Here is a 19563-nt window from a genome sequence, read left to right on the forward strand (position 1 = left end):
TCGGTGGCTGGTTTGCGTTAGCTAAGAACTAACACTTGTCACTGATGCGGTAGCAGGTTCCTGCGCAGCACGGCGGATGCCTAGCCCCGGTCGGCTTCCCCGATCGATGTCGCCTTAGGGTTGAATCACTTCGTCGGAAGAACGGCCTGGTAGTTTTCGGAAATGCAATCGTCGCCTGCGACCGCGCGCCGGCGGTCGATAATCTCACCCTGCTTGATCGTCAGCCGATAGGTCTGACGCCGGAGCGGGGCGCCACTCACCGCAGTGATCTGGGCGCGGACGCAGGCGGTCCATGCATCGCCCTGATCGGCGCGCCGCACGGCCGAGGTCTCCAGGTCGCGCGGCTGCGTGGTCGCGACGAAGATCATGTCGAGGTTCTTGCGGACGAGCATCGGAACATCAGGCGGCGCTTCGGGCTGCGGCGGAGCCGGCTCGTTGGCGCGCATGAATGCCGGCAGACGGGAATGGCTGTCTGCCGCGCAGCCTGCGACGAGCAGGGTCGTGAGTAGTCCAAATCGTGACGCCATCAGCCGCATTTTGGACCAGGCTCGCATGCGGCGTGCACGCTAGTTCGCGATCGCGGCAAGGCTGCGGGCATCTTGTGCAGCAACGATGTCCGGCCGCGGTCGAATCGTTGGGTCCTGCGTCGGTGATGCGGCGCCCGGAGTGCGGCATTTGCTTTCGGCAATGAACCCAGCCGCAAAACGGTTCGACCAATCGGCACGTGATGTGCAGATTGGAGATTGCCATGTTCCGCCACGCTTTCAGGGCCGCATTGCTTGCGGGCGGCCTGCTTGCCGGTCTGACGCCAGCCTTGGCCGAGAGCAGCAGACTGGCGCTTGTGATCGGGCAGTCAGCCTACCGGTCGGTGACACCGCTGCCGAACCCGGCGAACGACGCCCATGCGATGGCGAAGATGCTGGGAGAGGCCGGCTTCGATGTGACGACGGCTGCCGATCTGTCACAGAGGGATCTGAACCGCGAAGTCGGCGATTTCGCCGCCAAGATCGCGAGCAAGGGGCCCGATACGGTGGCGCTGGTGTTCTATGCCGGCCACGGGCTGCAGATCGACGGTGAGAATTATCTGATTCCCGTCGACGTCGATCCGCGCCGCGAGGCCGACATTCCGCTGCAGGCCGTGCGTCTCAATGATCTTCTCAATACGCTCAACTCGGTGCCGAGCCGGATGCGCATTTTGCTGCTCGATGCCTGCCGCAACAACCCGTTCCCCACCATCAACCAAAGCGCCGGCCGCGGTCTGGCCCTGCTCGACACCAAGAGCGGAGCGCCGGGCACGTTCCTGTCCTATTCCACGTCGCCCGGGGCCGAAGCCGAGGACGGCAACGGCGCAAACAGCCCGTATACCAACGCGCTGCTGCAGGCCGCGCGCGAACCGGGCCTGCCGATCGAGGAGGCCTTCAAGCGGGTGCGCGTCGCCGTCAACAAGGCGACCGAAGGCCGGCAGACGCCGTGGGACTCATCCTCGCTGACCGAGGATTTCCGTTTCATCGGCGCGACCGACGCCAGTTCGGCCAATGCCGGGCCGCGGCCGGCGGTGGCCAAGCGCAGTGTCGATGAATGGAAGCGCAGCCTGCAGGGCAAGCCGATCGAGGCGGCGAACGAGATCATCGTCGGTGACGGCAGCGTCGAGGCCTATGAGGCCTTCGTCACGCTCTACACGGCTCCGCCCTATGGGCCGCAGGCGCGGCAATGGCTCGACCTCCACAACCGGATGGCAGCCTGGAATGAGGCCGTGCTGATCAATACCGTCGCAGCCTATCAGGGCTTTCTCGACCGCTATCCGGACAGCGATCTCACGCCGACGGCGCGCAAGCTGATCGAGCGGCTGCGCAACCGCCCGGCCGTGTCGCCGGTCGTTGCGTCCGCCAATGCAGCGATCCCCGCCGTCAATGCCGCGGCGTCAGCGGGCCCGTCGATCGCCCCGACCAACGCCGCGCTCGGACCGACCTGTCCATGCTCGCAGACGCCTCCGGTCCGGAAGTCGGAGACGCCGAAGCGGGTTGAGGAAAAGCCGGTCCGGAAGCGGGACGAGGACCCGCCGAAGCGCGCCAGCCGTGGTCCCCGGGTCCGCGATCCCGACGATGACGTCGTGGTCTATGCACCGCCGCCGCGGGAATATTACGGACCTCCGGTGCGGGTGGTGCCGCCGGTCAACCTCGGAATCGGCATCGGCGGTGGTTATGGTGGTGGCTACGGTCGGGGTCCTGCAAACTATCCGACGCGGCGGGGCTACTGAGAGCCCGACATCGCATCCATGATTGCGGCCGTCCGAAAGGGCGGCCGCTTTCGTTTGAACCGGCGGAGCGCGACCTCTCGTCGCCACCGCGCCCCGTCCCACCAAGCCGCCAGCTATCCCGGGCCGCGTCGTTCGTCCCGCGGCTGCAGCCATCCGTCCCATCCGCCTGGATCCGCTCTTCGTGGATGCTTTCATGGGGAGGTGCATCGCTTCGGATGCAGGCCAGCAGGGGTGAGGTCATGTCATCGCGTCGGATTGCCGTCTGGGCAGCTGTCATTTCGGTTGCGGCGACGCTGACACCCGCTTCGGCCTGGCAATACTGGGGCGGCGACGCCGGTGGAACGCGGTTCTCGCCTCTGGTGCAGATCACGCCGGCCAATGTCGATCGGCTCGTGCGCGCCTGGGAGTATCACACCGGTGACAGCGAGCGCCGGCCGCCCGCTGCGGCCGCTCGCACCAAGTTCGAGGCGACGCCGCTCCTGGTCGACGACAGCCTCGTATTCTGCACGCCGTTCAACGAGGTGGTCGCGCTCGATCCGGGGACGGGTGCGCAGAAATGGCGTTTCGATCCCAAGGTCGGCTACGGCCTTCGCCCCGCCAATCGCTATGCATGCCGCGGCGTCGCCCATTGGGTCGACGAGCGTGCGCCGGCAGACGCAGCCTGCCGCAGCCGGCTGTTCATGGGCACGGTCGATGCCCGGCTGATGGCGCTCGATGCGCGGACCGGCCAGCCTTGCGCCGGTTTCGGTGCTGACGGCGAGGTGCGCATCGACGTTGCAAAGGATCTGCTATGGCCCGGCGAGTTCCAGATCACGTCGGCGCCGGTGGTGGGCCGCGACGTGGTGGTTGTCGGATCGTCGATCGGAGACAACCAGCGCGTCGATGCGCCGGCCGGCACCGTCCGCGGTTTCGACGCGCGCACCGGCCAGCTGCGCTGGAGTTTCGATCCGCTGATCCATGACGGTATCACCGCGGGCCACGGCAATGTCTGGGCGCCGATGTCGGTCGACGAGGAGCGCGGGCTGGTGTTCCTGCCGACATCCTCACCCAGTCCCGATTTCTTCGGCGGCGCGCGTCCGGGCGACAACCGCCATGCCGATTCCGTGGTCGCGTTGCGGATCGCGACCGGCGCGCTGGTCTGGTCGTTCCAGACGACCCACCATGACGTCTGGGACTATGACCTGCCGGCGCAGCCGACCTTGGCGCGGCTCGAGACCGGGCAGGGCGCGCGTGACGTCGTGATGCAGCCGACCAAGCAGGGTTTCGTGTTTGTGCTCGACCGCGACACCGGCCTGCCGGTCTGGCCCGTCGAGGAGCGCGCGGTGCCGCAAGGCGCCGTCGAGGGTGAGGGGCTCTCGCTGACGCAGCCATTCCCGACCCATGTGCCGCCGTTGCTGGAGCAGCGCGTCGCATCGGAGGACATCTTCAGGGTGGTGCCGCGGATCATCGATTCCTCCTGCGACGATCAGCTCGCGCCGTTGCGCAATGACGGCCTGTACACGCCGCCCACCACGGGCGGCACGTTGCTCTATCCGATGACCGGCGGCGGCGTGAACTGGGGCGGCGCGGCGTTCGATCCCGTGCACCAGGTTCTCTACGTCAATGTCAGCCGCGCCATTCACATCATCAGGCTGATTCCGCGCGACCAGGCCGATCGGATGACCGCGCCGCGCGGCGTCGATTTCGGACTGCAGCGCGGCGCCCCGTTCGCGGTGACGCGGGCCGTCGCGATGTCCCGTCTCGGCCTGTTATGCAACCGGCCGCCCTGGGGCGAGATGGTCGCGGTCGATCTCAAGGCCGGCCGGATCCTGTGGCGATCGACGGTCGGCACCACGGAGGACCGCGCGCCGCTCGGGCTTGCGTTCAAGTGGGGCACGCCGCTGGTCAACGGCGTCGCCGTCACGGCCGGCGGGCTCGTCTTCACCGGCGCGATGGATGCCTATCTGCGCGCCTTCGATGCCGGTTCGGGGGAGGAGCTCTGGCAGGGGCGGCTGCCGGTCCCTGGCGTCGCCAATCCCATGACCTATCAGTGGCACGGCGAACAATATGTGGTGATCGCGGCCGGTGGTCATTCCGAGGCCGGCACGACACTGGGTGACAGCGTCGTGGCGTTCCGGCTGGCGCGACAGGGCGAGGGGCCATCGGTGTGGTCGCGGACGGTCGATCGTCCGGGCGGGCGGTTCGCCGGTAGTGCTCTGATGATAAGTCTTGCGCTGGCGGTACTGGTGCTCGTGTGGCGGCGATGGCGGTTGCGGCGGGTTTAGCGCCGCCGCATCGTCAGTCGAAAGCAACGCCGATCCGCTTGTCGTGGCTCCAGACCGCGTGACAGCGCCGCGTGAACTTGTCGGCCGGGATCACCAGCGTGAAAGCCTCGGGCAGGCCAACCGGGCTGATCACCTCGACGCGCGCGCCGGTGTCCGAGAGGTTGCGGACCATGCAATCGACGGCCCCGCCGCCGTCGAACGCCAGCCTGCCTTGCTTGAGCACCCGATGCCGGGGTGCGATCCGTTTATCGTCTGTCTCGCTCATCGCCTGTAACCCGATGCCGAATGGCGTCACCTTTCGCGTCAAAAGCGCGTAAAATAAATCACGCCCGGGTTTCATTCAGATAAATCCGATCCGCGAAGTCGGGCCTGCCGTCTTCGCATTTCGTTAACCACCGCAGCCCGTGGATCAGAGCATCGCGAACGCGCTCGACACCATCGCCACCGGCTTGCCGTCGCTGGCGCTCGACAGCGTGACCCGGCCGAAGCTCATGGTCCGGCCCATCCGGACCACGCGTGCATCCGCCAGCACATCGGACGACACGACCGCGCGCATGAAATGCGTGGTCTGGTCGACCGTGGTCATCGGCCGGTAGCCGCCGCTCGCCGTCACCATCGCGATCACCGTGGCAGTGTCGGCGAAGGCCATCAGCGCCTGGCCGCACACCACCCCGTTGTCGCGGCAGAGCCGCTGAGCGAAGGGCATGCGCAGGATCGCGCCGGCTTCGCCGTGCTGCGAGGGCGCGATGTCCTCGACGGTCAGCGCGAGCTCCTTGATCCAGGGCGCGAACACGTCATCGAGGATGCGCCGCGCTTCGTCGATGGTGAAATCCGGGGTGTCATTCGGCACGAACGGGGGTCCTCCCATGGTTTTCTCGTTGGCTCACTCCCATTGCGGGAGCGGCCGGCATGTTGCCGCAGGTCGGCGGCTTGAAATGGCCGAAGTCGGAATCCTATGATGATTATCGGCCCGGCGACAGGTGGACGGGGATGCTGAGATGTCGGGCCGCAGTCGTTTGGCTCGGACTTGGCGCATGGCGAAGCGATGCTATAAGGCGGCCATTACCGGGGAGTACCCAATGAAGAAGCTGCTCGTGACGATGATGGTCGCCCTGCTCGCCGGCTGGGCCGTTCCGGCAATGGCGCAGATGCCCAACATCAATCTGCTCGGCGACGGTCCCTCCAAGTCCCCCGAGGAGAAGGAGGCAGAAGCCGCGCGCGAAAAGGCCTACAAAGATACCATGCGCAAGATTCCGGACGCCAAGACGAGCTCCGACCCCTGGGGCAATGTGCGCGCGGCCGAACAGCCCAAGGCGCCCCCCGTGAAGACCACGGCGGCCAAGAAGCCGAAAGTGGGCGCCAGCACCAACTGAACGCGACCAAGCGCGCCGGACTCGGAAAAGGGTCCCGCGCGTGCGCAGACTCGGATTCCTCGCGGCTTCGTCTATATTGACGGGGTTGTAGCGCGTTGGAGTTCGTCGATGGGGTTGCGCCCGCGGGATGTCGCCAGCCGAATGGCAGCCCGGCGCCGGAAGGGCGACGGCTATGTGCGCGACACCTTCACCCTGCCGCGTGAGGAAGCGCGCGCCAAGGCCCGCGACTATCTGACCCGCTATCCCAAGGGGGGCTATATGAGCGCCGTCGAAAGCTGGCGCGAATTGCCCGACGGCGCCATCGAGTTCACGATGCGGCGATTGCCGAGCGCGGACTGATCCATTGTGCTCCGCAACTCGTCTGATCGGAACTCAAGCTTGCTGCACCGGCAGGCCGGTCATTGTTCTTTTTCGCCGAGCAGTTTCCGGGTCATCCGATTGATGAAATGAAGCCGGGTACAGGCCTTGCAAACCACGGTTTCATAGGAGGATGACGGGTCGCCCGCCCTCGGCTCCTCCAGCCAGTGCTGCACGTTCATCCCGGTTCGCGGACACTTGAAGATTAGATTACCCATACAATTTGAATGTCTGCCAGGACGGGAACAGACATTTTGATCTTGATCAAAGTCGTTTGCCGAAATGAAAGGCAGCGACGCGCCCTGCCACAGGCCAGGATTGCAAGGGGCCGGCATGAACCATTCTTGGTCGCTATCCCGGCGGCCGGTCAGACCTCATCCAGTGTCTCCGCGACGATGCGGATCCGGAACACCGGCTGCCGGGTCTCGTCGAGCAGCTCCATCTGCCATTCGGAGTTTTCGGCGAGCTTGCGCGAGATGCTGCTGGCCATGTCGGCACAGACAGTGGTCATCTCTTTCCAGGCGGCGTTGCGATCGACGCACTCGGTCCCATACTCGGACGCGCCTGAGAAGTGGCCATTTCGGATACGAAAGAAATAGAGCGGCATTGCCAAAACCGGTGACCCCTGACCGCCCCAGGCCGCTGGGTTTGATGAACGCGGCGTAAATGGAGGCGGAAAACCCAAACGGATCAATTCCGGTAAAATACGGTCGCTTCGCCGGCGCGCAACTGCCGGTGGTTGTCTTCGTCGGCGGAAAGATCGCGCTACCTGCGCAGCGCAAGCTGCGGCGCATCGCGGCCGCGAATGGCGGCCAAAAGATCAAGAGAGGTGCATCGTGGCCGAACGAGTGAGCCTCGGACCGCCGCGGTCCGAGGCTCGGCGTCAACGTCGTAGCTTCCCGACCGGGTAGTTCGGCAATGACGAAAATGACCCTAGTGCAAAGCTAGAGCGCGCGCCTTGCGTCAAATCAAGGTTGCATCGCCCCGCAGTGGCGCCGGGGGGCCGTTCGTCCCCCGAGGCCCTCACTTCGTTTGCGCCGAAACGTGAGCCTGCGTGCCACCGAGCGAAGATCCGTTCCGGCACGAGCGTGAGGCGGTAGGTGACGTCTGTCGCCCCGTCGAGCATCTCGATGAGTGCGTCACAAAGGGGGCACCGGGCCTCCTCCGCGGTGCCATGCCGCGAACGAAGCTCAAGCCGCTGGAAGCCGGCCCTGCATGAGGGGCAGATCACGTCCTCTCGTATCATGAACGCATCACGCGCAACGGGCGTGATGCGTTCCGCGGCGATCGCATGCATCAGATGACAAGATCGTGCAATGGCTTGGCAACGAGCCAACGTCAAAAGCCCCGGACATGGTCCGGGGCTTTCTTTGGGCGCTATGGTTTCAGGTCCATGCGCCTACACGTGACAGCCAGGCGGCGGCACATCAGCATCTGATATGGGCCAGCCATCATTGCAACGAACAAACAAATCCGGGGCCGATCTAAAATTTGTTTTGCGTCCGATAGCTCCAACTTTATACCGCAACCAAAGGTTTATGACAATAGTTGTTGTTCGAGAACCGCGGACAGCGACGCGTCATCAGTGACGCTGCTCACGCGGTTCCACCTGAAACTGATCTTTCATCTTCCCGTCGTTCCGAGTGCGGACGATGTACGAGATCATCGACGCCATCCTCACCATTGGATGCCTCGCTGCAGTTTTAGCTGTCGACCATCATACCGGCGCAGTTGAACCGCTTGCTGAGTCGGCGATCGGCCCGCACTGCGGCGGACCGGAATGCCACGCGTGGATGATCCCGATCTTCCTTGCAGCCGTTGGTGGTCCCGCGATCAATGCATCATCTCGATGTTGTGGGACCGCGGCGGCGACAGTTCGTTCGCGGAACTCACGGCGCGGGGCCGGCCTGCACGACGTCTGAACCGCGCATGCCCATGCCTCTGCACGAAATCCGTGCGCTTGCACGTGCGATCAGCCGAACAAAAGCAGAAGAGGCGAGGGAACTTCGTTCCTGTCAGGAGAACCACGGACGTGCGGTCTGCGCACTCGTGTAGAAGCTTGGTAGTTTCAAGGAAAGGTTTTGACGAGCACGATCGGGCCGACGATTGCGGCGTTGAGGTCCGCGAGATGCTCGCTCGGAATCCAGTACTCCAGATGGTCGCGCCCGCCGGCTTCACGCACGTCGTAGCTGTCGATGAAACGTCGTAGGATCGCGAAGCGCAGCACATGGCCGCGGCCACTCGCCGGCACGTTCCAGTCCCGCGCGATCTTCACCGCGTACTCTTCGGTCAGGACCGGATAGAAGATTGGCTGCTCGGGCAAGCGCGGCGGGAACGCCCGCATGCCCGAGGCCGCGATCAGTGCGAGTTCCTCGGGGCCCACGGGACGCCACAGCGTGATGGTCGGCTCGGACATGGTCGTGCGATCTCGCGAGAAGCTCAGCAACGCAGTTGTGCTGCCGACTTATCTCGACATCAGGACACGCTCAATCGGGGAAAGTGACGGCGTTGGGCCGTCGTGGCGGATCATCGCAGGGATCGGTTCGTTTACGAAATCGCGAAAATATCCGGCGGTTGGAATGAATTGAAAAATCGGTCGAGGCGGCTTCCGCCTCGACGCCATCTGCCTCACGCCTGGAGTGAAAGGAGGCCGCCAACTGGCGGACTCACATTCCGCTGTCGAGCTTATCCAGGGTTACTGGCAAGGTTTGCCCGACATCCGGGCACCTCGACTATGGCAGCCATCATGCATTCGAGGTTTCTTCGCGACTTTTACACCCGCTTTCGACGGGCTAGATGCCGCCGGAGTGGTGGACGTCCGTGCCTGCGACGACATCGAACAGGCGAAAATGGACAACGCCAGAGCGATCTCGAAGACTGACTTCTTATTACCCCCCGAGATGTGTTCAAAACCCCACAGCGGGAACAAGTTAGCGTTCCACCTGAAAATAAGCCACTGCCAATCCAACTTAGGCCGAGCCGGAGAAAAGCTGAGCTGCACCGAAATAGTCACAGGAACATATTGCGAACAAAGAACGGATAGGGTACATTCATCTTAAGATTGCTGCCGGCCTCGTTAACCGTTTGTCCATCCCGCGAATCCCCGCCATAAGGAGCGCCAATGTCCGCCACCGCCCTGCGTATCGTCGAAGGTTCCTCAATGGATAAGAGTAAGGCGCTCTCCGCTGCGCTGTCCCAGATCGAGCGTCAGTTCGGCAAGGGCTCGGTGATGAGGCTGGGCAAGAACGACCGTTCGATGGATGTCGAGACGGTGTCGAGCGGCTCGCTCGGGCTCGACATCGCGCTCGGCATCGGTGGCCTGCCCAAGGGGCGGGTCGTCGAGATCTACGGACCGGAATCGTCGGGCAAGACCACCCTGGCGCTGCACACCGTGGCCGAGGCGCAGAAGAAGGGCGGCATCTGCGCCTTCATCGATGCCGAGCACGCGCTCGATCCGGTCTATGCGCGCAAGCTGGGCGTCAACATCGACGAGCTGCTGATCTCGCAGCCGGACACAGGCGAGCAGGCGCTCGAGATCTGCGATACGCTGGTGCGTTCGGGGGCGGTCGACGTGCTGGTGGTCGACTCGGTGGCGGCGCTGGTGCCGAAGGCCGAGCTCGAGGGTGAGATGGGCGAGTCGCTGCCGGGCCTGCAGGCCCGCCTGATGAGCCAGGCGTTGCGCAAACTGACCGCCTCTATCAACAAATCCCACACCATGGTGATCTTCATCAACCAGATCCGCATGAAAATCGGTGTGATGTATGGTTCGCCGGAGACGACGACCGGCGGCAATGCGCTGAAATTCTACGCGTCGGTTCGTCTCGACATCCGCCGTATCGGTGCGATCAAGGAGCGCGACGAGGTGATCGGCAACTCCACCCGCGTCAAGGTGGTGAAGAACAAGCTGGCGCCACCGTTCAAGCAGGTCGAGTTCGACATCATGTACGGTGAGGGCGTGTCCAAGATGGGTGAGATCCTCGATCTCGGCGTCAAGGCCGGCATCGTCGAGAAGTCCGGCGCTTGGTTCTCCTATGACAGCCAGCGGCTCGGGCAAGGGCGTGAGAACTCGAAGTCGTTCCTCAAGGCCAACCCTGACATGACCGCAAAGATCGAGGCCGCGATCCGTCAGAACTCCGGCCTGATCGCCGAGCAGATCCTGGCCGGCAATGCCGAGCGCGACGCCGACGGCGAGGAGCCCACGGAAGAGTAGGATTACGACGACTGCGGGCGCCGTGGACGTTGAGTTGCCGACGTTCCGGCGCCTGCCGCTTGCACATGCCTGGTGCTCTGCCAAAATCTGCGCGTCTTGAGCGGCTGCATTTACGAATGCAGCGAACATGCCTTTCTGTGCGCCTGATGCGGTCTCGGACTTGAAGGTCTTGGACTGATCTTGGTCTGATCTTGGACTTGAATAAGTAAAAGCGTGCGCGCGGACGAACGGACCAGATCCGCGCGGCTGGTGGGCGGCACCGAGCTTTCCGACGCCAATCTTTTGCGCTGGGACCCGATCGCGAACGTGTTGATAGCGCGCCTTGAGCCAATCAGGCCATGCCGGAGCCAAGAGCATGACGCGTTTGATTCTAACGGTCAATGATTCCAGCGCCGGAGTGCTTCGGAGGGGCGGCTTTGCCGACCTGGTGGTGCCGATTCTCCATCGTTTCGTGTGGGGACCTCTGCCATCCGATGCCGAGCTGTCAGCTTATCTGATGCAGCGCACCGCGCGACAGAAGATGGGGCATTGGTTGGACTTCGCCTCGCGTCGCGAGGTCATGGTGGCCGGCGGGCGGAGTCAGAGTTTCCTCGAACTCATCGACCGTTGCGATAGCGTCGAGCTCTGGATGGATACCCGCCCGAACGATCAGTTGGTCCTGATCTGGCTCTTGGATTATCTGTGCCATCACGCGGAAATCGCGACGAAGATCGTATTGCGGCATGTTGATGCACCGCTATTCGATGGCCCGGCCGGACAGCTCGCCGGTCGGACGATTGCCGGCGTCGAGCTTGCACGTGAGCATCTCGACCTGGGTCACCTGGCATGGCAGGCGTTTCGGTCGCCGACGCCGCAAGCCTGGTTCGATCTGTTGAAGCAGGATCTCAGCACGCTGCCGCAGCTTCGGCGTTGCGTGCAGGAGATGCTTGATGAGCTTCCTGGTGCTGCGACGGGCCTCGGAGCGTCGGAGCTGAGAATCCTCGAATTGCTGTCAGCCGGCTACCAGCATCCATTCGACCTGTTGCCGCATTATCGGGAGCGCTTTCAACGGCGCGTCTACGACTATTGGGAAGCAGGCACGTTGCTCGACAGTCTGGCGCTGGCGCCGGTGCCTGCAATTTCGGGCCTCGCCGATTGGCCGTTCTCGGTCGAGATGCACGACAGCCGTGAACGCCTCGATCGCTACAAGGCCAGCACGCTGTCGCTGACGCTGCTCGGCAAGGGAATCCTGGCCGGCGAGGAGGATTTCAGCAGCCATAATCCGATCCGGCGCTGGTGGGGCGGCACCAAATTGACCAACGCCTGTCTCTGGCGTTGGCGTGCGGTGCTCATCGCTCCGGACCCTGACACGCCTCACGTCATTGAATGTCGCGAGCTGTGGCGCCCGATCGATTGGAGCATGCGTGAGGCAGCTTACTCCGCCGCTTCCGCATAGTTCGCCACGAGCGGGCATGAGCACACCAGATTGCGGTCGCCATAGACGTTGTCGACGCGGCCCACGGGGCACCAGTATTTGTCGGTGCGTGAGGTGCCCGCGGGGAAGCAGCCCTCGCTGCGGCGGTAGGCCCGATTCCAGTCGTCGTCGGCGATGTCGTGCACCGTGTGCGGCGCGCGGCGCAGCGGCGAGGCCTCGATTCCGAAGCGGCCCTGTTCGACCTCGGCGATCTCCTTGCGGATCGCGATCATCGCGTCGCAGAAGCGGTCGAGCTCGGCCTTGGATTCCGACTCGGTCGGCTCGATCATCAAGGTGCCTGCCACGGGGAAGCTCATCGTCGGCGCATGGAAGCCGTAATCAATCAGCCGCTTGGCGATGTCGTCGACCGTGACGCCCGAACTCTGCTTGAGCGGCCGCGGGTCGATGATGCATTCATGCGCGACGCGTCCGCGCTCGTTGCGGTAGAGCACCGGGAAATGCGGATCGAGCCGGGCCGCGACGTAGTTGGCGTTGAGGATCGCGATCTCGGTGGCGCGGGTCAGGCCCTCGCCGCCCATCAGCAGCATGTAGATGTAGGAGATGGTCAGGATCGAGGCTGAGCCGTAGGGCGCGGCCGCGACCGGTCCGACCAGATGCGTCGCCGTTCCATCAGTTGCGGGATGACCTGGCAGGAACGGCGCCAGATGCGCCTTGACGCCGATCGGGCCCATGCCCGGGCCGCCGCCGCCATGCGGAATGCAGAAGGTCTTGTGCAGATTGAAGTGACTGACATCGGCGCCGTAGTCGCCGGGCCTGGAAAGGCCGACCTGTGCGTTCAGGTTGGCGCCATCGAGATAGACCTGGCCGCCATGGGCATGGACGATGTCACAGATCTCGCGGATGTGCTCCTCGAACACGCCATGCGTCGACGGATAGGTGATCATGATGGCGGCGAGCTTCGCGCCGTGCAGTTCCGCCTTCGCCTTGAGATCACCGAGGTCGACATTGCCGCCTGCATCGCAGCCGACCACGACGACCTCCATGCCAACCATATGCGCGGAGGCCGGATTGGTGCCGTGGGCGGAGGAGGGGATCAGGCAGATCGTGCGGTGGCTCTCGCCGCGGGCGGCATGGTAGCCGCGGATCGCCAGCAGGCCGGCATATTCGCCCTGCGCGCCGGAGTTCGGCTGCAGCGACACCGCGTCATAGCCCGAGATCCGGCACAGCCACTCCCGCAGATCGGCGAACATCGTGTGATAGCCGGCCGCCTGGGCGCGTGGCGCGAACGGATGCAGGCTGGAAAATTCCGGCCAGGTCAGCGGGATCATCTCGGTCGTCGCATTCAGCTTCATCGTGCAGGATCCGAGCGGAATCATCGCGCGGTCGAGCGCGAGATCGCGGTCGGCGAGCTTGCGCAAATAGCGCAGCATCTCGGTTTCGGAGCGATGCGCGTGGAACACCGGATGGGTCAGGAAAGGCTGCTGACGCTTGAGCTCGGCCGGCAGCGCATCGCGCGCCTCCGCATCAATGGCCGCATAGGACAGCTCGCCGCCGAACGCGCGCCAGACCGCCTCAACGATGTCCGGCGTCGTGGTCTCGTCCAGCGCGATTCGCAGGCGGCCTGCATCGAGCCCGAGATTGAGCTGCTCGGCGAGTGCGCGAGCGACGATCACGGCGTGCTTGTCGCCGGCATCGACGGTCACCGTGTCGAAGAAGGCGCTGCTGATGGGCGCAAAGCCAAGCTTGCGCAGGCCCGCCGCCAGCACCGCCGTCCGCCGGTGCACGATGCGGGCGATCGCTTTCAGCCCTTCGGGACCATGATAGACCGCGTACATCGCGGCGATGACGGCCAGCAGCACCTGCGCGGTGCAGATGTTGGACGTGGCCTTCTCGCGCCGGATGTGCTGCTCGCGGGTCTGCAGCGCCAGGCGATAGGCGGGCGCGCCACGCGAATCGACGGAAAGACCGACGATGCGGCCGGGCAGCGAGCGCTTCAGCGCATCGCGCACCGCCATGTAGGCGGCGTGCGGTCCGCCATAGCCCATCGGTACGCCGAAGCGCTGCGCCGAGCCGATCGCGATGTCGGCCCCGAGCTCGCCCGGCGAGGCGATCAGGGTCAGCGCCAGCAGATCGGCGGCGAGGATCGCGAGTGCGCCCTTGTCGTGCAGCTTGGCGATATCGGCGCGCGGATCGCGCAGGCGCCCCGTCGTATCGGGATATTGCAGGAGGCCGCCGAACACCTCGGCTGCGTCCAGATCCTTGGCCGGATCGCCGACGATCAGCTGCCAGCCGAGTGGCTCGGCGCGGGTGCGGAGCACTGCGAGCGTTTGCGGATGCACGTTTTCATCGACGAAGAATGCCTTGGTCTTGGCGCGTGCCGAGCGCTCGGCCAGCGCCATCGCCTCTGCCGCGGCGGTGGCCTCGTCGAGCAGCGAGGCATTGGCGACGTCGAGTCCAGTGAGATCGCAGATCATGGTCTGGAAGTTGAACAGTGCTTCCAGGCGGCCCTGGCTGATCTCGGGCTGATAGGGCGTGTAGGCCGTGTACCAGGCCGGGTTTTCCAGGACGTTGCGCTGGATCACCGCGGGCATGATCGTGCCGGAATAGCCTTGACCGATCAGCGAGGTGAAGACTTGGTTCTGCGCGGCCAGCGCCCGCATGTGCGACAACGCTTCGGTCTCGCTCAAGGCCTGCTCGAGCACGAGCGGCGCCGCCTGCCGGATCGTGCCGGGCAGGGTCTGCGCCATCAGCTCCGAGACGCTCTTGGCGCCCACGGTCTCCAGCATCGCCGCGACGTCTGATGGCGAAGGGCCGATATGGCGGCGGGCGAAGCTGGTGGCGGCATCGTCGAGCGGCTTGAGCGGCGTGGTCATGAGGGCCTCGCTGGAAAATCCAAAGTTGGTGTCATCGTCCGCGAAAGCGGACGATCCAGTACGCCGAGGCGCCTCTGTTCGACCGCTGCCGCCGGTGATTACTGGATGCCCCGCCTGCGCGGGGCACGACGATGGTTGTCGTCGTCCGCACGGTCATCACGCCGTGTGCGCCTTGTAGGCGGCCTCATCCATCAGCCCGCCGAGCTCGCCCTTGTCTGCGACCTTGAGCTTGAAGAACCAGGCCTTGCCGCTGGCGTCGGTGTTGACGAGCGCAGGCTCGTCGACGATCGCCTGGTTCACCTCGACGACCTCGCCGGTGATCGGCGCGTAGACGTCGGAGGCCGCCTTGACCGATTCGACCACCGCGGCGGCCTCTGCCTTCTTCAGGGAGCGGCCGACCTGCGGCAGCTCCACGAACACGACGTCACCGAGCTGGGCCTGCGCATAGTCGGTGATGCCGATGGTGGCTGTGTCGCCGTCGATGCTGAGCCATTCGTGATCGGAGGTATAGAGCGTGGTCATGGACGTCCTTCAGCGCTTATAGGTGTTGGGAACGAAGGGCATGGCGGCGACGCGCAGCGGCAGCCGCTGGCCGCGCACGTCTGCGAATAGTCTGGTGTCGAGCGCGGCGAGGGCGGTCGGCACATAGCCCATCGCGACCGGCGCATTCAGCGTCGGACCGAAGCCGCCGGAAGTGACTTTGCCGATCGGATCAGTCGCGTCGGCTGTCGCAAACAGAACAGCGCCTTCGCGCACCGGTGCGCGCCCCTCTGGCTTGAGGCCGACGCGGCGGCGTGCTGCGCCGCTGTCGAACTGCGCGAGGATCCTGTCGGCGCCCGGGAAGCCGGCGGCGCGCGCGCCGCCGCTGCGGCGGAGCTTCTGCACCGACCATTCCAGCGCGGCCTCGACCGGCGTCGTCGTGGTGTCGATGTCGTGGCCGTACAGGCAGAGCCCGGCCTCCAGCCGCAGGCTGTCGCGGGCACCGAGCCCGATCGGCAGCACATCCTTGTCGGATAGCAGTGCTTCCGCGAGCTGCTCGGCCTTGTCGGCAGGAACGGAGATCTCGTAGCCGTCCTCGCCGGTATAGCCGGAGCGCGAGACGTAGCAGGCGAGCCCGTCGATCATCCGCGGTCCCGCATCCATGAACCGCATGCTGTCCGCGTCTGCACAGAATTTAGCCAGCACGGCCGCGGCGCGCGGACCTTGCAGCGCCAGCAGCGCGCGGTCGGCCAGCGGCTGCACCTCGCAGACGTCCGACAACCCGTTGCGCAAGAGCTCGATGTCGGCGTCCTTGCAGGCGGCGTTGACGACCAGCACCAGGTGCTCGCCGAAATTCGCCACCATCAGGTCGTCGAGAATACCGCCATCGGCATTGGTGAACTGGGCATAGCGCTGGCGGCCTGGCGCGATGCCGATGATGTCCTGCGGCACCAGCCGCTCCAGCGCCGCCGCGGCGTCTGTGACCTTGCCGGATTTCGGCACCAGCGCGACCTGGCCCATATGGGAGACGTCGAAAAGTCCAGCTGCGGCGCGGGTATGGAGGTGCTCCTTGAGCACGCCGGGCGCGTATTGCACCGGCATCTCATAGCCGGCGAAGGGGACGATCTTGCCGCCGAGGCTGACATGCAGCGCATGCAGCGGCGTTCGCTTGAGTGAAAGAGAGGAAGCAGCAGCCGGTTCAGCCATCGATCAGGGGTCCTCGCGCGGTTCCTCGGGACCAGTCCCGAAAAACGCCACCGAAGCCCCATCTGTCGCTGTGCCTGAGAGTATTATCCCGTCGGCGGACGCGGTCCGGTTCAAGCCCGGCCAGCGCCTCTTTCCAGATGCAGTTGCAGTCGCGAGGGTCCTTTTGCCTGAGAGTTTCCGGGGCGGTTGCTCCTTCGGCGCCGATCCCCCGAAGTTCTACCAGAACCTCAAAAGACCGGTCTCTCCCGACGCGACTGTCGTCAACGGTTGCGACAAAACACCAGCTCATGGGTGCTGTCAACGCGTCACTGTGGCTTTCAACCAGCTTTAGGAGCCGTGCAGCAACCCCATGATGTTTCTGCACAGTTTCTGGACAGGCGAAGTCCCCTTGTCTAAAAGCATCACCGCCGAATTCCCGGACTTCTTCGATTGGATTGCTATGAGCGGCGTCAACGAGATCAGGTCGACCTTCCTCAATTTCTTCGCCGCGAACGGCCACGAGATCGTGCCGTCCTCGCCGCTCGTGCCGCGCAACGACCCCACGCTGATGTTCACCAATGCGGGCATGGTGCAGTTCAAGAACGTCTTCACCGGCGTCGAGAAGCGGCCTTACAACCGCGCCACCACCTCGCAGAAATGCGTGCGCGCCGGCGGCAAGCACAACGACCTCGACAATGTCGGCTACACCGCCCGCCACCACACCTTCTTCGAGATGCTCGGCAATTTCTCGTTCGGCGACTACTTCAAGGACCACGCCATCGAGCTCGCCTGGAACCTGGTGACCAAGGAGTTCGGTCTCCCGAAGGACAAGCTGACCGCGACCGTCTATGTCGACGACGACGAGGCGTTCGGGCTCTGGAAGAAGATCGCCGGGCTGCCGGAATCGCGCATCATCCGCATCAGTGGCTCGGACAATTTCTGGCAGATGGGCGACACCGGCCCGTGCGGACCGTGCTCGGAGATCTTCTACGACCATGGCGACAAGATCTGGGGCGGGCCGCCGGGCTCGCCGGAGCAGGACGGCGACCGCTTCATCGAGATCTGGAACCTCGTGTTCATGCAGTATGAGCAGCATGAGGGGGGAGCGCGCGTCAGCCTGCCGAAGCCGTCGATCGACACCGGCGCCGGGCTGGAACGCGTCGCCGCGGTGCTGCAGGGCAAGCACGACAATTACGACATCGACCTGTTCGTCGCACTGATCCGCACCATCGCCGACCTCACCAATGCCGACCCCTCGGGTCCGCAGAAGGCGTCGCTCCGCGTCATCGCAGATCACCTGCGTGCCTCGTCGTTCCTGATTTCGGACGGCGTGCTGCCGTCCAACGAGGGCCGCGGCTACGTCCTGCGCCGGATCATGCGCCGCGCCATGCGCCACGCGCAGCTGCTCGGCGCCCGCGAGCCGCTGATGCACAGGCTGGTCGGCACGCTCTCCCGCGAGATGGGCCAAGCCTATCCGGAGCTGATCCGCGCCGAGGCGCTGATCAAGGAGACGCTGCGGCTGGAAGAGACCCGCTTCCGCAAGACCCTCGAGCGCGGCCTCACCATCCTCGACGAGAAGTCGGCCTCGCTCAAGAAGGGCGACATGTTCGACGGCGACGTCGCCTTCACGCTGTACGACACCTACGGCTTCCCGCTCGACCTGACCCAGGACGCGCTGAAGTCGCGCGGCATCAGCGTCGACCAGGCCTCCTTCACCGACGCCATGGACCGCCAGCGCGCCAAGGCGCGCGCGGCCTGGGCCGGCTCCGGCGAGGCCGCGACCGAGACCATCTGGTTCCCGCTGCGCGAGAAGCTCGGCGCCACCGAATTCCTCGGCTACGAGACCGAGACCGCGGAAGGCGCCGTGACCGCGTTGGTCAAGGACGGCGCCGAGGTCGAGAGCCTCAAGTCCGGCGAGAGCGGCGTCATCGTGCTCAACCAGACGCCGTTCTACGGCGAGTCCGGCGGCCAGGTCGGCGACACCGGCCTGATGACCGGCGACGGCGTCCGCGTCCGCGTCACCGAGACCCAGAAGAAGGCCGGCGACCTGTTCGTGCACATCGGCACGGTGGAGCAGGGCACGCTCAAGATCGGCACCGCGCTGCAGCTCGACGTCGATCATGGCCGCCGCTCCGCGATCCGCGCCAACCATTCGGCGACCCACATCCTGCACGAGGCGCTGCGCCAGGTGCTCGGCGACCACATCGCCCAGCGCGGCTCGATGGTCTCGCCCGACCGCCTGCGCTTCGACTTCGTCCATCCGAAGCCGATCTCTCCGGAGGAACTCGCCCGCGTCGAGGACATCGCCAACGACGTCGTGCTGGAGAACGCCGAGGTCACCACCCGCCTGATGGGGCTGGACGATGCCCGCGAGGCTGGCGCCCGCGCGCTGTTCGGCGAGAAATATGGCGATGAGGTCCGCGTCGTCTCGATGGGCCATGCCGCGCGCGACCACGGTGCCAACGCGATGGGCTGGTCGGTCGAGCTGTGCGGCGGCACCCATGTCAGGCGCACCGGCGACATCGGCCTGATCGCGGTGACCTCCGAGAGCGCGGTTGCGTCCGGCGTCCGCCGCATCGAGGCGTTGACGGCGCGCGGCGCGCGCGCGCATGCCAACCATAACCTCTCCCTCGCCAAGGCGGCCGCGGCCGAGCTGCGCACCACCGTCGAGGAGGTGCCGGCGCGCATCACCGCGCTGATGGAGGAGCGCAAGAAGCTTGAGCGCGAGCTGTCGGACGCGCGCAAGAAGCTTGCCATGGGCGGTGGCGGCGAGGTTGGCAACGGCGCTTCCGCCGGCATCCGTGATATCTCAGGCGTCAAGCTGATGGCGCGGGCGGTATCCGGCGTCGAGATGAAGGATCTCAAGTCGCTCGTCGACGAAGCCAAGAAGCAGCTTGGCTCCGGCGTCGTCGCCATCGTCGGCCGTGCCGAGGACGGCAAGGCCGGCGTGGTCGTGGGCGTGACCGCCGATCTCACCGCGCGCTTCAACGCGGTCGAGCTGGTGCGCGCGGCGTCCGAGGCGCTGGGCGGCAAGGGTGGCGGCGGCCGTCCCGACATGGCCCAGGCCGGCGGCCCTGACGGCGCCAAGGCGGACGCGGCGCTGGCAGCGATCGAGCAGGCCATCGGCGGCAAAGCCGCCGGCGCCTGACC

17 protein-coding genes and 1 riboswitch are annotated in these 19563 nt (G+C 65.2%); of the genes, 9 read left to right on the forward strand and 8 right to left on the reverse strand.

Features of this window, described 5'->3' with window-relative positions; all coding sequences use genetic code 11:
• Positions 1-125: 125 nt before the first annotated feature.
• Entirely contained in the window at positions 126-527 is a 402-nt protein-coding gene (locus LQG66_RS36250) for a hypothetical protein (protein WP_345778929.1), read from the reverse strand.
• Between the two features lie 221 nt (positions 528-748).
• Between LQG66_RS36250 and LQG66_RS36255 the strand changes: the two genes are divergently transcribed.
• Positions 749-2257 (forward strand): caspase family protein, encoded by a 1509-nt coding sequence (locus LQG66_RS36255; protein ID WP_231321395.1) that lies wholly within the window; start codon positions 749-751, stop codon positions 2255-2257.
• A gap of 239 nt (positions 2258-2496) precedes the next feature.
• Positions 2497-4521 (forward strand): pyrroloquinoline quinone-dependent dehydrogenase, encoded by a 2025-nt coding sequence (locus LQG66_RS36260; protein ID WP_231321397.1) that lies wholly within the window; start codon positions 2497-2499, stop codon positions 4519-4521.
• A gap of 13 nt (positions 4522-4534) precedes the next feature.
• Here the strand turns inward: LQG66_RS36260 and LQG66_RS36265 are convergent, their stop codons facing one another.
• On the reverse strand, positions 4535-4786 hold the full coding sequence (locus LQG66_RS36265) for a PilZ domain-containing protein (protein ID WP_231328075.1): 252 nt from the start codon (positions 4784-4786) through the stop codon (positions 4535-4537).
• Between the two features lie 144 nt (positions 4787-4930).
• Positions 4931-5389: a PaaI family thioesterase gene (locus LQG66_RS36270; RefSeq protein WP_231321399.1), complete on the reverse strand. Its 459-nt coding sequence runs from the start codon at positions 5387-5389 to the stop codon at positions 4931-4933.
• A gap of 211 nt (positions 5390-5600) precedes the next feature.
• On the opposite strand from LQG66_RS36270, the gene LQG66_RS36275 reads away from it, so the two are divergent.
• Positions 5601-5894: a hypothetical protein gene (locus LQG66_RS36275; RefSeq protein ID WP_231321401.1), complete on the forward strand. Its 294-nt coding sequence runs from the start codon at positions 5601-5603 to the stop codon at positions 5892-5894.
• Between the two features lie 108 nt (positions 5895-6002).
• On the forward strand, positions 6003-6233 hold the full coding sequence (locus LQG66_RS36280) for a hypothetical protein (protein ID WP_231321403.1): 231 nt from the start codon (positions 6003-6005) through the stop codon (positions 6231-6233).
• A 385-nt stretch (positions 6234-6618) separates the two neighbouring features.
• Here the strand turns inward: LQG66_RS36280 and LQG66_RS36285 are convergent, their stop codons facing one another.
• The gene (locus LQG66_RS36285) at positions 6619-6858 is read right to left on the reverse strand and encodes a DUF6894 family protein (RefSeq protein ID WP_231321405.1); all 240 of its coding nucleotides are present in this window, start codon (positions 6856-6858) and stop codon (positions 6619-6621) included.
• Between the two features lie 59 nt (positions 6859-6917).
• Between LQG66_RS36285 and LQG66_RS36290 the strand changes: the two genes are divergently transcribed.
• Positions 6918-7103, forward strand: a complete 186-nt coding sequence (locus LQG66_RS36290; RefSeq protein ID WP_231321407.1) for a hypothetical protein — start codon at positions 6918-6920, stop codon at positions 7101-7103.
• A gap of 800 nt (positions 7104-7903) precedes the next feature.
• Entirely contained in the window at positions 7904-8173 is a 270-nt protein-coding gene (locus tag LQG66_RS36295; RefSeq protein WP_231321409.1) for a hypothetical protein, read from the forward strand.
• A 146-nt stretch (positions 8174-8319) separates the two neighbouring features.
• Here LQG66_RS36295 and LQG66_RS36300 read toward each other — a convergent pair whose 3' ends face one another.
• Entirely contained in the window at positions 8320-8667 is a 348-nt protein-coding gene (locus LQG66_RS36300) for an ADP-ribosylation/crystallin J1 (RefSeq protein ID WP_231321411.1), read from the reverse strand.
• A gap of 705 nt (positions 8668-9372) precedes the next feature.
• Between LQG66_RS36300 and recA the strand changes: the two genes are divergently transcribed.
• Both recA and LQG66_RS36310 read left to right on the forward strand, forming a co-directional pair.
• Positions 9373-10461: a recombinase RecA gene (gene recA / locus LQG66_RS36305; protein ID WP_231321413.1), complete on the forward strand. Its 1089-nt coding sequence runs from the start codon at positions 9373-9375 to the stop codon at positions 10459-10461.
• 355 nt (positions 10462-10816) lie between these two features.
• Positions 10817-11896 (forward strand): DUF1835 domain-containing protein, encoded by a 1080-nt coding sequence (locus LQG66_RS36310; RefSeq protein ID WP_231321415.1) that lies wholly within the window; start codon positions 10817-10819, stop codon positions 11894-11896.
• Here the strand turns inward: LQG66_RS36310 and gcvP are convergent.
• The 3 genes from gcvP to gcvT form a co-directional block, all read right to left on the reverse strand.
• On the reverse strand, positions 11875-14748 hold the full coding sequence (gcvP, locus tag LQG66_RS36315; RefSeq protein ID WP_231321417.1) for an aminomethyl-transferring glycine dehydrogenase: 2874 nt from the start codon (positions 14746-14748) through the stop codon (positions 11875-11877). The genes LQG66_RS36310 and gcvP overlap by 22 nt on opposite strands.
• Positions 14749-14904: 156 nt before the next feature.
• Positions 14905-15270, reverse strand: coding sequence for a glycine cleavage system protein GcvH (gene gcvH, locus LQG66_RS36320; RefSeq protein WP_231321419.1), 366 nt, complete (start codon positions 15268-15270; stop codon positions 14905-14907).
• Between the two features lie 9 nt (positions 15271-15279).
• Complete coding sequence (gene gcvT / locus LQG66_RS36325) at positions 15280-16434, reverse strand: glycine cleavage system aminomethyltransferase GcvT (protein ID WP_231321421.1); 1155 nt, start codon at positions 16432-16434, stop codon at positions 15280-15282.
• Between the two features lie 145 nt (positions 16435-16579).
• Positions 16580-16692, reverse strand: a riboswitch (glycine riboswitch).
• Positions 16693-16873: 181 nt separating this feature from the next.
• Here gcvT and alaS point away from each other — a divergent pair.
• Positions 16874-19561, forward strand: coding sequence for an alanine--tRNA ligase (alaS, locus tag LQG66_RS36330; RefSeq protein ID WP_231328076.1), 2688 nt, complete (start codon positions 16874-16876; stop codon positions 19559-19561).
• Positions 19562-19563 lie beyond the last annotated feature (2 nt).

It is taken from the genome of Bradyrhizobium ontarionense (assembly GCF_021088345.1).
Taxonomy (GTDB): domain Bacteria; phylum Pseudomonadota; class Alphaproteobacteria; order Rhizobiales; family Xanthobacteraceae; genus Bradyrhizobium; species Bradyrhizobium ontarionense.

Coding starts and splice junctions, on each gene's coding strand:
- alaS (WP_231328076.1), top strand. CDS start 16,874: ATGAGCGGCGTCAACGAGATCAGGTCGACCTTCCTCAATTTCTTCGCC.
- gcvT (WP_231321421.1), bottom strand. CDS start 16,434: ATGGCTGAACCGGCTGCTGCTTCCTCTCTTTCACTCAAGCGAACGCCG.
- LQG66_RS36250 (WP_345778929.1), bottom strand. CDS start 527: ATGGCGTCACGATTTGGACTACTCACGACCCTGCTCGTCGCAGGCTGC.
- gcvP (WP_231321417.1), bottom strand. CDS start 14,748: ATGACCACGCCGCTCAAGCCGCTCGACGATGCCGCCACCAGCTTCGCC.
- LQG66_RS36300 (WP_231321411.1), bottom strand. CDS start 8,667: ATGTCCGAGCCGACCATCACGCTGTGGCGTCCCGTGGGCCCCGAGGAA.
- LQG66_RS36310 (WP_231321415.1), top strand. CDS start 10,817: ATGACGCGTTTGATTCTAACGGTCAATGATTCCAGCGCCGGAGTGCTT.
- LQG66_RS36270 (WP_231321399.1), bottom strand. CDS start 5,389: ATGGGAGGACCCCCGTTCGTGCCGAATGACACCCCGGATTTCACCATC.
- LQG66_RS36290 (WP_231321407.1), top strand. CDS start 6,918: ATGGAGGCGGAAAACCCAAACGGATCAATTCCGGTAAAATACGGTCGC.
- LQG66_RS36295 (WP_231321409.1), top strand. CDS start 7,904: ATGTACGAGATCATCGACGCCATCCTCACCATTGGATGCCTCGCTGCA.
- LQG66_RS36275 (WP_231321401.1), top strand. CDS start 5,601: ATGAAGAAGCTGCTCGTGACGATGATGGTCGCCCTGCTCGCCGGCTGG.
- LQG66_RS36285 (WP_231321405.1), bottom strand. CDS start 6,858: ATGCCGCTCTATTTCTTTCGTATCCGAAATGGCCACTTCTCAGGCGCG.
- LQG66_RS36255 (WP_231321395.1), top strand. CDS start 749: ATGTTCCGCCACGCTTTCAGGGCCGCATTGCTTGCGGGCGGCCTGCTT.
- recA (WP_231321413.1), top strand. CDS start 9,373: ATGTCCGCCACCGCCCTGCGTATCGTCGAAGGTTCCTCAATGGATAAG.
- LQG66_RS36265 (WP_231328075.1), bottom strand. CDS start 4,786: ATGAGCGAGACAGACGATAAACGGATCGCACCCCGGCATCGGGTGCTC.
- LQG66_RS36260 (WP_231321397.1), top strand. CDS start 2,497: ATGTCATCGCGTCGGATTGCCGTCTGGGCAGCTGTCATTTCGGTTGCG.
- LQG66_RS36280 (WP_231321403.1), top strand. CDS start 6,003: ATGGGGTTGCGCCCGCGGGATGTCGCCAGCCGAATGGCAGCCCGGCGC.
- gcvH (WP_231321419.1), bottom strand. CDS start 15,270: ATGACCACGCTCTATACCTCCGATCACGAATGGCTCAGCATCGACGGC.